Annotated in this window: 9 protein-coding genes and 1 pseudogene; 4 read left to right on the forward strand and 6 right to left on the reverse strand. The window is 67.2% G+C overall.

Features of this window, described 5'->3' with window-relative positions; genetic code table 11:
- Window positions 1-376 precede the first annotated feature (376 nt).
- Window positions 377-3,138 (reverse strand): annotated as a pseudogene (uvrB, locus tag M2319_RS00505) (excinuclease ABC subunit UvrB).
- Window positions 3,139-3,359: 221 nt separating this feature from the next.
- Here uvrB and M2319_RS00510 point away from each other — a divergent pair.
- Complete coding sequence (locus M2319_RS00510) at window positions 3,360-4,256, forward strand: GGDEF domain-containing response regulator (RefSeq protein WP_264599472.1); 897 nt, start codon at window positions 3,360-3,362, stop codon at window positions 4,254-4,256.
- Window positions 4,257-4,262: 6 nt separating this feature from the next.
- Here the strand turns inward: M2319_RS00510 and M2319_RS00515 are convergent, their stop codons facing one another.
- From M2319_RS00515 to M2319_RS00535, 5 genes are all read right to left on the reverse strand, one after another.
- Window positions 4,263-5,759 carry a hypothetical protein gene (locus tag M2319_RS00515; protein WP_264599473.1) on the reverse strand — a complete coding sequence of 499 codons (1,497 nt, stop codon included), beginning with the start codon at window positions 5,757-5,759 and terminating at the stop codon, window positions 4,263-4,265.
- A gap of 112 nt (window positions 5,760-5,871) precedes the next feature.
- A complete protein-coding gene (locus tag M2319_RS00520; RefSeq protein ID WP_264599474.1) occupies window positions 5,872-8,094 on the reverse strand; it encodes a transglycosylase domain-containing protein in 2,223 nt (740 codons plus the stop codon).
- A 275-nt stretch (window positions 8,095-8,369) separates the two neighbouring features.
- Complete coding sequence (locus tag M2319_RS00525; RefSeq protein WP_264599475.1) at window positions 8,370-8,666, reverse strand: hypothetical protein; 297 nt, start codon at window positions 8,664-8,666, stop codon at window positions 8,370-8,372.
- Between the two features lie 9 nt (window positions 8,667-8,675).
- Window positions 8,676-9,026, reverse strand: a complete 351-nt coding sequence (locus M2319_RS00530; protein WP_264599476.1) for a hypothetical protein — start codon at window positions 9,024-9,026, stop codon at window positions 8,676-8,678.
- Between the two features lies 1 nt (window position 9,027).
- Complete coding sequence (locus M2319_RS00535; RefSeq protein ID WP_264599477.1) at window positions 9,028-9,438, reverse strand: DUF3775 domain-containing protein; 411 nt, start codon at window positions 9,436-9,438, stop codon at window positions 9,028-9,030.
- A gap of 485 nt (window positions 9,439-9,923) precedes the next feature.
- On the opposite strand from M2319_RS00535, the gene M2319_RS00540 reads away from it, so the two are divergent.
- The 3 genes from M2319_RS00540 (at window position 9,924) to M2319_RS00550 (ending at window position 13,242) form a co-directional block, all read left to right on the forward strand.
- The gene (locus M2319_RS00540) at window positions 9,924-11,297 is read left to right on the forward strand and encodes a DUF1800 domain-containing protein (RefSeq protein ID WP_264599478.1); all 1,374 of its coding nucleotides are present in this window, start codon (window positions 9,924-9,926) and stop codon (window positions 11,295-11,297) included.
- A 4-nt stretch (window positions 11,298-11,301) separates the two neighbouring features.
- Window positions 11,302-12,531 carry a DUF1501 domain-containing protein gene (locus M2319_RS00545; RefSeq protein WP_264599479.1) on the forward strand — a complete coding sequence of 410 codons (1,230 nt, stop codon included), beginning with the start codon at window positions 11,302-11,304 and terminating at the stop codon, window positions 12,529-12,531.
- Between the two features lie 105 nt (window positions 12,532-12,636).
- Window positions 12,637-13,242, forward strand: coding sequence for a tetratricopeptide repeat protein (locus M2319_RS00550; protein WP_264599480.1), 606 nt, complete (start codon window positions 12,637-12,639; stop codon window positions 13,240-13,242).
- The last annotated feature ends 499 nt before the right edge of the window (window positions 13,243-13,741 follow it).

The raw sequence follows: 13,741 nt of genomic DNA on the forward strand, positions 1-13,741 counted from the left end.
CGGGGGCGGGGTTTCAAACGTGGGTAGACGAATGCGAACCGCAGAAGCGACAAGGCCGCGAACAGAAAACTGAGATATAAGATTATCGATTCACCTATATCGTTTGGAGCGACGCCGAAAACTGCGTAATTTAAGTTCAGTGCAATCATTATTAGGACCATTATGATCGCGGTATTTGATGCGATCTTTCGTCCGAAGTGTAGAAGCGAAACTTTTCTGATCCATCCCTCGGTCATCATTCGCCCAGTGAGTCAACGATTGCGTATTGTGCGCGGATGTCGCCAACGATCACGGCGCTCCCGCCCCGGGAAAGGCAATCCGTTTGGCTTAATCCGTTTCAAATGGCTCGCGATCGTCCCGCCCGCCGCGCGCCCTGTCAATCAGGAAGTGTGGCTGCGGCAACCGGGCGCAACTTTGAATTGGCGTCGGCGGTTCCCGGATTGCGCCGAGCCGAGGCGGTCCGACGGCAGGAGATCCCGGGTCTGCGCTTCGCTCCGCCCGGGATGACCGCGGGGTGGTGGCTGCCTAGGCCGGAGGGGGGCAAGGCCCCTACTTCCGAGGCTTCTCCGTCCGGCCCACGGTCATCTCGTCCAGCGTATTCTTCCGAACCCGCGACCCCGATCCCTTGCCGGGCCTTTGCGCGCGGCCGTGCTTGCGGTCGCCCTTGTAGCCGCCGGCCTTGCCTTCGACGTCCGACTGGCGGGCCAGCGGGTCGTCGGCGACGGCGAGTTCGGTTTCCTGGAGGCGCTTGATTTCGTCGCGGAGGCGCGCGGCGGTCTCGAATTCCAGGTCCGCGGCGGCGTCGCGCATTTTCTTTTCCAGGTCCGCGATGTGGGCCTGGAGGTTGTGGCCCATGGGGGCGTCTTCGGAGAAGCCCTTGTCGACGGTGACGTGGTCCTGCTCGTAGACGGAGTCGAGGATGTCGCCGATGGCCTTCCTGACCGATTCCGGCGTGATGCCGTTTTCCTCGTTGAAAGTAACCTGCTTGGCGCGGCGGCGGTCGGTCTCGCCGATGGCGCGCTCCATGGAGCCGGTGATGTGGTCGGCATAGAGGATGACGCGGCCGTCGACGTTGCGCGCGGCGCGGCCGATGGTCTGGATCAGCGAGGTCTCGGACCGCAAAAACCCTTCCTTGTCGGCATCGAGGATGGCGACGAGCCCGCATTCCGGGATGTCGAGGCCCTCGCGCAACAGGTTGATGCCGACCAGCACGTCGAAGGCGCCGAGGCGCAGGTCGCGGATGATCTCGATCCGCTCCAGCGTGTCGATGTCGGAATGCATGTAGCGCACACGCACGCCCTGCTCGTGCAGGTATTCCGTCAGGTCCTCGGCCATCCGCTTGGTCAGGACAGTGACCAGGGAACGGTAGCCCTTTTGCGCGACCTCGCGGACCTCGCCGAGGAGGTCGTCGACCTGGGTGGAGGCGGGGCGCACCTCGACCGGCGGGTCGGTGAGGCCGGTCGGGCGGATGACCTGTTCGACGAAGACGCCGCCGGCCTCCTCCATCTCCCAGCCGCCGGGGGTGGCCGAGACGCAGGTGGTCTGCGGCCGCATGGCGTTCCATTCCTCGAACCGCAGCGGCCGGTTGTCCATGCAGGAGGGCAGCCTGAAGCCATACTCGGCCAATGTCGCCTTGCGGCGGAAGTCGCCCCGGTACATGGCGCCGAGCTGGCCGATGGTGACGTGGCTCTCGTCGACGAAGACCAGCGCGTTGTCGGGCAGGTACTCGAACAGGGTCGGCGGCGGCTCGCCCGGCTTGCGGCCGGTGAGGTAGCGCGAATAGTTCTCGATGCCGGCGCAGGAGCCGGTCGCCTCGATCATCTCCAGGTCGAAGCGGGTGCGCTGCTCCAGCCGCTGGGCTTCCAGCAGGCGGCCGGCGGCTTCCAGTTCGGCCAGGCGGTGCTTCAGCTCTTCCTTGATCGATTTCGTCGCCTGCTGCAGCGTCGGCTTCGGCGTCACATAGTGGGAGTTCGCATAGACCTTGACCGACTGCAGCTCGCCGGATTTCCGGCCGGTCAGCGGGTCGAACTCGGTGATCGCCTCGACCTCGTCGCCGAAGAGGGAAATGCGCCAGGCGCGATCCTCCAGGTGGGCCGGAAAGATCTCGATGGTGTCGCCGCGCACCCGGAAGGTGCCGCGCACAAAATTGGCGTCGGAGCGGCGGTATTGCAGGGCGACCAGATCAGCGAGCAGTTGCCGCTGGTCGAGCCGGTCGCCGATCTCGATGGCGAAGGTCATCGCCGTATAGGTCTCGACCGAACCGATACCGTAGATGCAGGACACCGAGGCGACGATGATGACGTCGTCGCGTTCGAGCAGGGCGCGGGTCGCCGAGTGGCGCATCCGGTCGATCTGCTCGTTGATGGAGGATTCCTTCTCGATATAGGTGTCGGTGCGCGGGACGTAGGCCTCCGGCTGGTAGTAGTCGTAGTAGGAGACGAAATACTCCACCGCGTTGTCGGGGAAGAACGAGCGGAACTCGCCGTAGAGCTGGGCCGCCAGCGTCTTGTTGGGGGCCAGGATCAGCGCCGGCCGCTGGGTCGCCTCGATCACCTTGGCCATGGTGAAGGTCTTGCCGGAGCCGGTGACGCCGAGCAGCACCTGGCAGTCGTCGTCGTTGTTGATGCCCTCGACCAGTTCCTTGATCGCTTCCGGCTGGTCGCCGCGCGGCTCGAACTCGGAGACGATCTTCAGCGGGATGCCGCCCTCGGATTTCTCCGGCCGCGGCGGGCGGTGCGGCGTCCAGACGTCGCCGGCGAATTCCGGACGGCCGTGCTCGATCAGCTTTGAGAGCGCGTCGACGGTGGCGGTGACGCCCGAGTCGGTGAGGCCGGCGGCATCTTCCAGCGAGATGTCGAGGCCGGCGACCGGGTTGAGGCCGCCCCTGGCGCGCTCGGCCGCCGTCGCCTTGCCGCCCATGGAGGTGCCGCGGGCGGTTTTTGACGGCTTTTCGGCCTTTTTCCGTTTTTTGGGGCTTTTTGTCGCAGGTTTTGCAGTCTCGGCGTCGGCGGCCTCTGAGATTTCCTTCGCCCAGTCGCTGACGGAGCCGGAAAGCGGGGTGCCTTCCAGCGGCGCCTGGGGGGCCTCGGCAAAGCCATCCTGCCGGGTTTTATCGGTTTTTTTGGAAGATCGGGGCATGAGTCGGACTATGGAAGAAACGCGTCGGGAGGCCAAGTCACATTGTCGACGGCACCCGTCCACGGAGGGTTGCACTGTATTCGATTTATTCACTTAGACCGATTATAAGGGGCGGGAATCCGGCTCCGGTGTCCGGGTTCGGGTCCCCGGACCCCAAATAGTGTTCCGCAAGGTATTTGCACGAGGTGCTCGTTGGGAGCCGAGCAATTCGAAAGGGACAAATGGAAATTCTACTGGCGGAAACGTCTCGACTGGGGCGGCGCGTGATTGCGGAGATGCTGGAAAGGCGCGGTGACGTCGTGCATTGCTGCGGCGACGGCCACGAGGCGTTGCGGGAGCTGCACGAAAACCCCGACATCGACGTGCTGCTGACGAGCATCGAACTGCCCGGCGTGTGCGGCCTGGAACTGTGCTGGGATGCACGGATCCTGGCCGAGACGAGGGCACCCATCTACATCATCATCATGTCGTCGAGCCGCGAGCGCTCGATGCTGGTGGAGGTGCTCGACAGCGGCGCCAACGACTTTTTCCGCAAGCCGCCGCTTGAGGGTGAGTTGCACGCGCGCATGCGCTCGGCCGAACGGCTGTTGAAGGCACAGCGCGACGTGCTCTGGCTGTCGCAGACCGACTCTCTGACCGGCGTTGCGAACCGGCGGCGCTTCTTCAGCCTGCTGCGCGAGGAGATCGAGCGTCTCAGCGGCGACCCGCTGTCCCTGGTCATGCTCGACATCGACCGCTTCAAGGGCATCAACGACCGCTACGGCCACGATATCGGCGACAAGGTGATCCAGGCGCTGGCAGCGCATTTCACCGGCCGCACCGGCATTTTCGGGCGGGTTGGCGGTGAGGAGTTCTGCTGGGCGTTGCCCGGCTGCCCACTGTCGCTGGCGGTCGACATGGCCGAGGAGGTTCGCCTCGCCATCGAGGCCGGCGAGGTGCCGAGCCCGCTGGGGCCGATCCGTTTCACCAGCAGCCTCGGGGTCGCCCAGCACCATGCCGGCGATACGGTCGAGGACCTGTCGCGGCGCGCCGACGAGGCGCTCTACGACGCCAAGGAGTCCGGCCGCAACCGGGTCAGCACACGCCTGGCAAAGCCGCCGCAGCTTTTGACGGCATAGCGGCCGTCACTCCGCCTCGGCCATTTCCGCCTGGATCTGGCGGCGCTGGAACAGCCAGTATTTGGTGTTGGATTCCACATAGTTCTGCTTGTCGCAGGCGGCGTCGAGGCCGTGGATCGCCGGTGCGAGGCGGTTGTCGAGACGCTCGATGGCGGCCATCCAGTCGCCGTCCGCCTTCAGGGCGCGCACCGCTTCCTGTTCGTCGCGGATGAAGTTCTGCCAGGCAAGGCACGGATAGGTTTTTTGGTCGCGGATGAGGCGCGTGCGGGCGAAGCGCTGCGCGGACGTCATGCGGCGCTCGGTGAGCGTGGAACAGGCGGGCGCGAATGCCTCAAGGGCCCAGAATCGGGCCTCTTCCACCGCCAGCATGGCGCGATAGCGCTTGTCATTGAGATAGCCGGCGATTGCGCCGTCGAGGGCCTCCGTCTCCTCAAAGACGATATGGCAGGCCTCCAGGCCGGAGGCCGCGACGGCGGCGGCCGCCGCGTCGGGCATCTCCGCCGGCGCGCCGCCGCAGACCGCTTCGGTAAGCTTGATGTCGGCGGCGATGCGGACGGCGAGCCGGGTGGTCTCGCCAAGGGTCTTGGCCTCCCCAAGAGCGGCGATGTTCTGCGCGCGCGCGGCCAGCCGTTCGGCGCAAGCCTCTTCGGGCAATCCGCCGGGGACAAAGCCGAGAACGTCCTCGGCGGTCTTGCCGATCGGCAGCGGCGGCAGCGCGGTCAGCACGACGAGCGCCTGGCGCGGTCGGCCGGTCGTCGGGTCCGCCGCCGGGCTGGTGGCGACCGGCGTCGCCGGAACGTCGGGGGCATCGCCGGTCAAGAAGCCGGCGCGGTCCGTGCCGGCGGGGCCGAACCTGGCAAGGCCGTCGGCACAGAACGTCTCCGTCGCCGAGCGGCCGCGCGCCATGGAGGCGGCGAAGGTGCCGGCGCTGCATTCGGGCTCGAAGTAGCTGCCCTCGGCGCGCAGATCGACGCCGGTCTGGCCGGCCAGGCGGGCGTCCAGGCCGTCCGTCAGGGCGAAGCCGGAGCAGCTTTTTGCGACCTGATCGGCATAGCAGAGGTCGCTGGCGATGGCTGCGACCTCGTCTTCCGGAAGCATCAGCTTCGGTTTGTCGCGGGGCGCAAGAAGCCCGGCGCGGCGACCGCCGTCCGGGCCGAAGAGGGCCAGAACGCCGTTGCAGGCCTCGTCGCGGCCGAGCCGGCCTAAATCGGCGAAGAACGCTGCATAGCCGGCGCTGCAGGCGGCCTTGGTCGGCGAGGCGTCGCCGCGCAGCCGGGCGCCGGCCTCGTCAGTGAGCCGTGCTTCCGTGCCGTCCGGCATGGTGACGGCCTTGCGGCAGCGCGAGGCGGCGGCAACGGCGTGGCAGAAATCCCGGGCGATTACGCCCGGATCGGGGGCTTCCGGCGCTGCGGGCTCGGCCGGAGCGGTCTCCTGTTGGGCCGCAGCATCGAGGGGCGCCGCGAGGGCGACGACAAGCGCAAGGGCGATCGACAGACGGGTCACGGCCGGGCTCCAAGGGTCAAAACGCAGGACGTCAAAGCCTAAAGGCAGGACTGCGCGCTGCAACCGGCACGCTCGCCCGGGCGTTCACGTGTCCGTGAGGCGAGGGGCCGCGTCAGCCGCCGAAGAGCTGTTCCAGAAGGCCGGGCCCGCGCTGCTTTTGCGGAAGAACTTCCTCGCGCCCACCGGGCCGGCGACGGGGAGCGTCGTTGCCCCAGCCATTGCCGTCCATGGCGACGGCCTCGGGCAGCGGTTCCGGCTCCGGCCGGTAGTTGCCGGGCAGGTCGACGACGGCGAGCCCCTCATTGGCGGTCTGCATGGTGCGGGCCCAGATCCTGGCCGGCAGGTTGCCGCCGGTGGCGCGCCGGGTCGGTGAATTGTCGTCGTTGCCGAGCCAGACGCCGGCGGTGAAATAGCTGGTGTAGCCGATGAACCAGGCGTCGCGGAAATCCTGGCTGGTGCCGGTCTTGCCGCCGGCCGGCCGGTCGCCGAGGGAGGCCTTGCGGCCGGTGCCGCTCAGCACCGTCTCGCGCAGCATGTGGTTCATCATGCCGACGTCCGCATCGGAGATCACCCGGCCGGGGCCGGAGCCCTTGCGCTCGTAGAGCAGCTTGTTGCTGGCCGTGTGGATGCGCTTGATGACGTGGGGCACGACGCCGAAGCCGCCATTGGAGAACGGCACATAGGCGGCGGTCAGCTCCAGCGGCGTCACCTCGGAGGTGCCGAGCGCGATCGACGGGTTGGCCTTCAGCTTTGAGGTGATGCCGAGCCGGTTGGCGGTTCTTGCCACGCGCTTCGGGCCGACCTCGTAGGCGAGGCGGGCGGCGACCGTGTTCAGCGACTTTGAGAGCGCGCGGGTCAGCGACACCGGGCCGCGATATTCCTTGGAGTAGTTCTTCGGCCGCCAGCCCTTGATGGAGACCGGCTCGTCGACGCGGATGGTCTCCGGCGTCATGCCGCGCTCCAGCGCCGTCAGGTAGACGAAGGGCTTGAAGGCGGAGCCGGGCTGGCGATGGGCGGCGATCGCCCGGTTGAACTGGCTCTTGCCGTAGTCGCGGCCGCCGACCAGCGCCTTGACCGCGCCCGAGGCGTCGAGCACCACGACCGCTCCTTGCGTGACGCGGTATTTCTTGCCGTCCTCGGCGAGCGTCTGGCGCAACGACTCCTCGGCGGCGTGCTGCAGGTTCACGTCGATGGCGGTGTCGACGACGATGTCCTCGTCAAGCGAGCCGATATAGCTCGGCAACTGGTCCATGACCCAGTCGGCGACGTAGTTCTCGCTCGCCGAATTGTGCCGGCTGACGACGGCGGTCGGCGTGGCGATCGCGACCTTGGCTTCCTGGTCGGTGATGAAGCCGGCATCGCGCATGGCCATCAGCACGGTGTGGGCGCGCCGCTCGGCGCGCTTGGGATGGCGGTTCGGGGCGTAGCGCGACGGCGCCTTCAGGAGGCCGGCGAGGATCGCCGCCTCGGCGAGCGTCACCTTGCGCGCCGACTTGCCGAAATAGCGCCTGGCGGCGGCATCGACGCCATAGGCGCCGGCGCCGAAATAGACGCGGTTGAGGTACATCTCCAGAATCTGATCCTTGGAGAATTTCGCCTCAAGCCAGAAGGAGAGCACCACCTCCTGCATCTTGCGCCGGAACGTGCGCTCCGGCTCCAGGAAGAGGTTCTTGGCGAGCTGCTGGGTCAGCGTCGAGCCACCCTGGACGAGGCCGCCGGCATAGAGATTGGTGGCGATGGCGCGGGCAAGGCCGATCGGGTCGATGCCGAAGTGGTAGTAGAAGCGCCGGTCCTCGATCGCCATCACCGCCTCGGGCAGGTGCGGGGGCAATTGTTCCAGGCGCACCGATTCGCCGCCGGTGTCGCCGCGATTGGCCAGAAGGCTGCCGTCGGCGGCGACGATCTTGACGTTGGGCGGGCGCTGGGGCACGGCCCATTCGGAGGTCGGCGGCAGGTGCGCGGCGTAGTAGCCGAGGAGGCCGACGAAGGCGATGGAGCCCCAGATGCCGGCAACGAGGGTCCAGTAGACGCCGCGGCGCAGGAACCGGGTGAGGCCGCCTCCGCTGCCGCCGTTGCCGCCGCCGCGCGAACTCTTGCGGCGACCCTTGCCGCGCCGGCCGGAGGCCGGCTTCTTGGCCGCCGTGCCGCGGGCCGCGGGCGCCTTGGCCTTCGTGCCCTTGTTGCTGTTGGCGGCTTTCTTCTTGGGACGGGAGCGCGGTTTCGCCGCGCCGCTGGCGGCCGCGCGGTCGCTCTCGTCGAGGCGCAGGTCGAGCGCCGACGCCTGCTCGACATCGTCGAATTTCGGTTCGATGCGCCTGGCGCGCCGAGTGGCCATAGTGATCTTACCCGCGTCCCGGCCGGAGGTCCTCTCCGGCACCGACTCCCTCGTTGCAGGCTAATTGCGGCAATTTAAGAGGTGGTAAAGGATTGCGCCCTGCATTCAGCGTTTGCAGCCTATAAGGCGCAAAATGCGGCAGCTTTTCGGCGCGGCACGGGTTTTTGCCGGCCTAGAGCCGTTCACGCGATTACGGAATCGCGCCGAACGCTCCAACTTTTGTTTTGACGCGTATTCTTATCCGCAAACCGGTGCCCACTTTGCGGGAATACGCTCTAGCGGCCGGTGCCGAGCGCGGAGGCGCAGCGATAGCCAACCGGGCATTCGGGGTCGTCCGACGTCGGCACGAAGGCCGGATGCGTCACCTGTTCGCGCAGGCACTGGGCCTGGCTGGAGACGAACCGGTAGTAGAGGAAGGTGGAGGTGGCGAGCACCACGGCGCCGCTGCCGGCGACGAGCGCCTGCGCTTCGGCGCAGGTCATGGTCGTCGTGTTGGCGCGCGGCGCGGCGGCGGCGCCTGACGCGGCAAGGCACGAGAGAAACCCGATCGCGACCGCAACACCGTTCCGCATCCCGTCCTCCTAGAACCGTCCGGGAAAGCGCATGCGGCGCTCGCAGCGATAGCCGACGAAGCAGGACGGCTCGTCGCGCGTCGGCAGGTATTCCGGAGCGATCCCTTCCAGGCGCTCGCAATATCCGCGATGGATGACGAGCCGTTTGTAGAGCCGGGGACCGTAATAGACGATGGCGGCGCCGGCGGCCTCAACGGCGCCGGACGCCTCGGCGCAGCTCATCGTGGTGATGTCGATGCGCGGATCGGCGGCGGCAGCGCCCGATAGGGCGAGGAAGAGGGCAAGCGCGCCAAAGATGGCGGGGCACGCGCGGGAGGCCTTACTGGCCGTGATCCACCGCTGCCGCGCTCCGGTCGCCATGCTAGGCGCCGATGGCTTCGAGGCCCTCGTCGAGATAATCGGCGAGCATCGACATGCCGAGGAGATAGCGCGCGGTGGAGCCGACGGCGCGGCCGCGGGCCATGTCGACGGCGTTGTCCCAGTCGGCGACGTCGTAATCGCCGCGCCCGACCCAGGCGATGGCGACGAGTTCGGCAGATTCGTCGACATTGAGGTCCTCGATCAGCGCTTTCAGCTCGTCGCGCGTCATGTTGTCGGCCTCTTCCTCCTGCAGGCCCTCATGGGCATGGGAGTCCGACAGCGATTCGGGATCGAACTCGACGTCGTGCTCGTGGCCGTCCTCGAAGGAGTCATCGACGGAGGACTCGATCAGCCGCGCCTTCTGGGCGAAAAGCCGGACCGTGTCCGGATCGATGTTCAGCTCAACGGCCATCTCACAGCTCCTTATCTTTCTCGTTCGGCGGGCTGTTCTGTCGACGTCAGGGTGAGATGTGCCGATGGCAAATCCCGCTCCCGCGCTAATTTTTTGCTCAAGCATCGGATCTTTTCGAAAACCGGTTCCCACCTTTCACTCCCGCGGTGCTTCGGTTCGGTTCGACGCTCTCGTGCCTGCGGTCTCAAGAATAACGCGAATCCTCTCCTGTGCCTGTTTTTTAGTACGGTTTCCCCGGCTTTTGAAAGTGCCCAGACGTCGCGACGAAATTCCGTCCCAATCGTGAAGAAGACTTTGCCGACAAGGCCCGGTATGCGCCATATGACAGCGACGGGGGACGGGGGCGCAACCGCATGGCGGCCCGCCCCGGCGAAGGGCCCTGAACCGAAACCGACACCGGCATTCATCGCCGGTTCAGTGGCCCCCGGGCATCAACGGCGCGATTGCCGGTCCAATCCGGCGAAAAGGACTGATCTGGAGCACCGATGATTTCGAAAGACGCAATCACGGCACTGAAAAGATTCGGCTACGGTTCGCGCCGCGGCGAGGCAGCCGGGCTCGCCAGCCCGCGCGACTGGCTGGTGGCGCAGCTCGATCGCCCCGATGCGGCGCGGATCGACGATGCCGGCCTGCCGTCTTCCATTGAGGCGCAGCGCGACCACATCGCCTATCGCCAGGAGCGCAAGCGACAGCTTCGCCGCCTCGATCGCGAAAACAAGGAGCAGATGGACGATCTGAAGCAGATGATGGGGCCGCGGCCCGCGCTTGACTACTACAGCGGCGAGATCAACGCCCGGACCCGTCACGCCATCAACACCGACGCGCCGCTGGTGGAGCGGCTGGTCGGCTTCTGGTCGAACCATTTCTGCATCTCGGCCGCCAAGAACGGCCGGGTGCGGGCGATGGCCGGGGCCTATGAGCGCGAGGCCATCCGGCCCTACGTGCTCGGCCGGTTCCGCGACATGCTGTTCGCCAGCGCCCAGCATCCGGCGATGCTGCTCTATCTCGACAATCAGAAATCCACCGGCCCGAACTCGCCGGTCGGGCGCCGGCGGCAGCGCGGCCTCAACGAGAATCTCGCCCGCGAAATCATGGAGCTGCATACGCTCGGCGTGCATGGCGGCTACACCCAGGAGGACGTGACCAATTTCGCCCGGGTCCTGACCGGCTGGTCCGTCGGCAAGGTGGATTCGGAGCGCGGCGGCGTCTTTGTGTTCCACCGCAGGGTCCACGAGCCGGGGTCCTTCACCATTCTCGGCCGGCGCTATGGCGGGCGCGGCGTCGACCAGGGCGAGGCGGTGCTGGAGGACCTGGCGCGCCATCCCGCCACGGCCCGGTTCGTCGCCGGCAAATTCGCGCGCCATTTCGTCGGCGACAGCGCGTCCGATGCATTGATCCGGCGCCTTGCCGCCACCTTCCGCGAGACCGACGGCGATCTGCGCGAGTTGACCTACGACCTGATCGCCTCCGACGAGGCCTGGGAGGCGCCGGCCGAGAAGCTGCTGCCGCCCTATGACTTCATCGTCGCGACGGCGCGCGCGACCGGCTGGCGGCCTGAGGAGCGGCAGATGATGAAGGCGCTGAACGCGCTCGGCCACAAGATGTGGGCGCCGCCGTCGCCGGCCGGCTGGCCGGACGAGGACGACGCCTGGGTCTCGCCGGACGCCATGCTCGAGCGGCTGGACTGGGCGCAGCGCATCGCCCGGCGCCGGGCACCGCGCGAGCCAGTCGACCGGGTGGCCGAGGATCTTCTGGGTCCCGCCCTCGACGAACATTCGCGCCAGGTCATCGCGCGCGCCGAAAACAAGGGCCAGGCCCTGGCTCTCCTTCTCATGACCCCGGGCTTCCAGCGGAGATAGTTCCATGGCCATCAGCGATCTTTCCCGGCGCCAGTTCCTGGCCGTCAGCGGCGGCCTGGCCGTCTCGCCGTTCCTTCCCGGCATCGCCGCTGCCTCCGGCCGTGATCCGCGGTTCCTCACCGGCATCCTGCGCGGCGGCGTCGACGGGCTCGCCGTCGTCGCTCCGGTCGGCGACCCGGACTACCAGAATGTGCGCGAGGGCCTTGCCTTTGCGCGCTCCGGCCCGAATTCCGGGCTGCCGCTCGACGGCTTCTTTGCGCTCAATCCGAACATGAAGCAGCTTGCCGAACTCTATCGCAACGGCGAGGCGCTGTTCGTCCATGCGGTGGCGACGCCCTATCGCGAGCGCTCCCATTTCGACGGTCAGGACGTGCTGGAAAGCGGCCTGACACGCTCCGGCCGCGGCGACAGCGGCTGGCTCAACCGGGCGCTGGAAATCGCGGCGGCAAAGAAGACGATCGACGGGCGCGGCTTTGCCATGGGCGCGCAGTTGCCGCTGGTGATGCGCGGCTCGGCGCCGGTGCTGTCCTGGATGCCGCCGGGCTTTGCAACGGCGAGCGCCGATACCCGCCTCCGTCTCCTCGACATCTACACCCACGCCGATCCGACGCTGGCAGCGGCGATTGCCGAGGGCATGGAGCTCGACGATCTGGTCGGCGGCGAGGACTCCGCCCGCGAGGTGATGCGGCAGTCGCGCGAGATGGGCGGCGGCGGCAAGGTGCGCTCCTATCGGATGACCGGCACCGTCGCCGGCAAGGTGATGTCGGATGCCGACGGCCCGCGCGTCGGCGCCTTCAGCCTCAATGGCTGGGACACCCACGCCAACGAGCGGCCGTTCAAGGGCCGGCTCGGGCGCCAGCTCGAAGCGCTCGATGCCACGATCGGCGCGCTCAAGAGCGAAATGGCGCCGGTCTGGAAGGATACGGTCGTCGCGCTCGTCACCGAGTTCGGGCGGACCGCGCGCATGAACGGAACGTCGGGCACCGACCACGGCACCGCGACCCTTGCCATCCTCGTCGGCGGTGCGGTCAACGGCGGGCGGGTGATCGCCGACTGGCCGGGGCTTTCCGACCGCGCCCTTTACGACGGACGCGACCTTGCCCCGACGACGGATCTGAGGGCGATCCTGAAGGGCGTCATCGGCGACCATCTGGGGGTCTCGGAAGCCGCGCTTGGCGAAAAAGTGTTCCCGGGAAGCCGCGATGTACGGCCCATGCGCGACCTCATCGCTTGAATTGGCTTGCGAAGTTCCGATATCGGAAGGAGTCGCCGCATTCAGAGCCGGAGAAACCGGACGTGGCGGCATCCGATATCCGGAGCAACGAGGGGAAGTTCTAAGATGACAGCGCGATTTGGCCTTGTGGCGGCCGCAGCCCTTGCGGCCGGCCTGGCAATGATGGTGCTCGGCGCCCCGGCGCGGGCCGCCGATGGCGGCGGTCCCGCGGGACCGTCGAGCTGCGGGCCCGGCATGGCATGGGATCCGGTCTCGCGGGTCTGCATCAAGGCCAAGGGCGCCTGCAAGCGCGGCACGGTGCGCGACCGCAAGACCGGCAAGTGCATCGAGGTGAAGGCCTTCAACGGCGATTCGGAGACCCGCTACCAGGTGGCGCGGTTCTTCGCCTATGACGGGCGTTATGAAGACGCCATCGCGTTGCTCGACCCGATCGCCTATGAGCGCGATCCGCGGGTCCTCAACATGCTCGGCTATTCCAACCGCAAGCTCGGCCATTTCGACACCGGCCTGGCCTATTATCGGCGCGCGCTCGCCATCGATCCCTCCTTCGACCTCGCCCGCGAATATCTCGGCGAGGGCTATGTGGCGATCGGCCGGGTCGACCTGGCCCGGGAACAGCTTGGCCATATCGCCCGGAGCTGCGGGACGGGTTGCGAGGAATACCGCGCGCTCGACACGGTGATCAAAGGGGCTCTTGCAGCCAAGGGCTGAGCGGGAGCTTTTTCGGAAAGACAAGCGGCCGGGTGCACGACGCCCGGCCGTTTTGTTTGTGCTTTTCACATGATTGCCCGGTGTGATCGATGCGTTTCGATTGGCGGAAGCGATCCGTCGGTGGGACGCACGCGGCTTGCGCACTCACTTTGCCATCACACTCTCCCGTCACCCCGGGCGCAGCGAAGCGGAGACCCGGGGCCTATTGCCCGCATCGATACGGTAGCCCACATCGGGTCCCGGCACGGCCCGTCCCCGGGCCGCCTCTTCGCTACACCAACGGACGGCATACCGTGCGGTGACGGGCAATAGGCCCCGGCTCGGGGGCCGGGGTGACGGCTGAGGATCGGGCGGGCGGAAGTGCGTTCCCGGATTGGCCCGTCGTGCCGCCGATGCCGCATGGATTGCCGCGTCGGCCTAACGGCCTCCTCGCAATGACGTTGAAATTATTTGGAAAATCCTAAACATCGTCATTGCGAGCGGAGCGAAGCAATCCAGT

The sequence above is a fragment of the Rhodobium gokarnense genome (genome assembly GCF_025961475.1).
Classification (GTDB): domain Bacteria; phylum Pseudomonadota; class Alphaproteobacteria; order Rhizobiales; family Rhodobiaceae; genus Rhodobium; species Rhodobium gokarnense.

Excerpts from the sequence above, each read along its gene's own strand:
- M2319_RS00510 (WP_264599472.1), top strand. The coding sequence starts at position 3,360 with ATGGAAATTCTACTGGCGGAAACGTCTCGACTGGGGCGGCGCGTGATT.
- M2319_RS00520 (WP_264599474.1), bottom strand. The coding sequence starts at position 8,094 with ATGGCCACTCGGCGCGCCAGGCGCATCGAACCGAAATTCGACGATGTC.
- M2319_RS00525 (WP_264599475.1), bottom strand. The coding sequence starts at position 8,666 with ATGCGGAACGGTGTTGCGGTCGCGATCGGGTTTCTCTCGTGCCTTGCC.
- M2319_RS00530 (WP_264599476.1), bottom strand. The coding sequence starts at position 9,026 with ATGGCGACCGGAGCGCGGCAGCGGTGGATCACGGCCAGTAAGGCCTCC.
- M2319_RS00535 (WP_264599477.1), bottom strand. The coding sequence starts at position 9,438 with ATGGCCGTTGAGCTGAACATCGATCCGGACACGGTCCGGCTTTTCGCC.
- M2319_RS00540 (WP_264599478.1), top strand. The coding sequence starts at position 9,924 with ATGATTTCGAAAGACGCAATCACGGCACTGAAAAGATTCGGCTACGGT.
- M2319_RS00545 (WP_264599479.1), top strand. The coding sequence starts at position 11,302 with ATGGCCATCAGCGATCTTTCCCGGCGCCAGTTCCTGGCCGTCAGCGGC.
- M2319_RS00550 (WP_264599480.1), top strand. The coding sequence starts at position 12,637 with ATGACAGCGCGATTTGGCCTTGTGGCGGCCGCAGCCCTTGCGGCCGGC.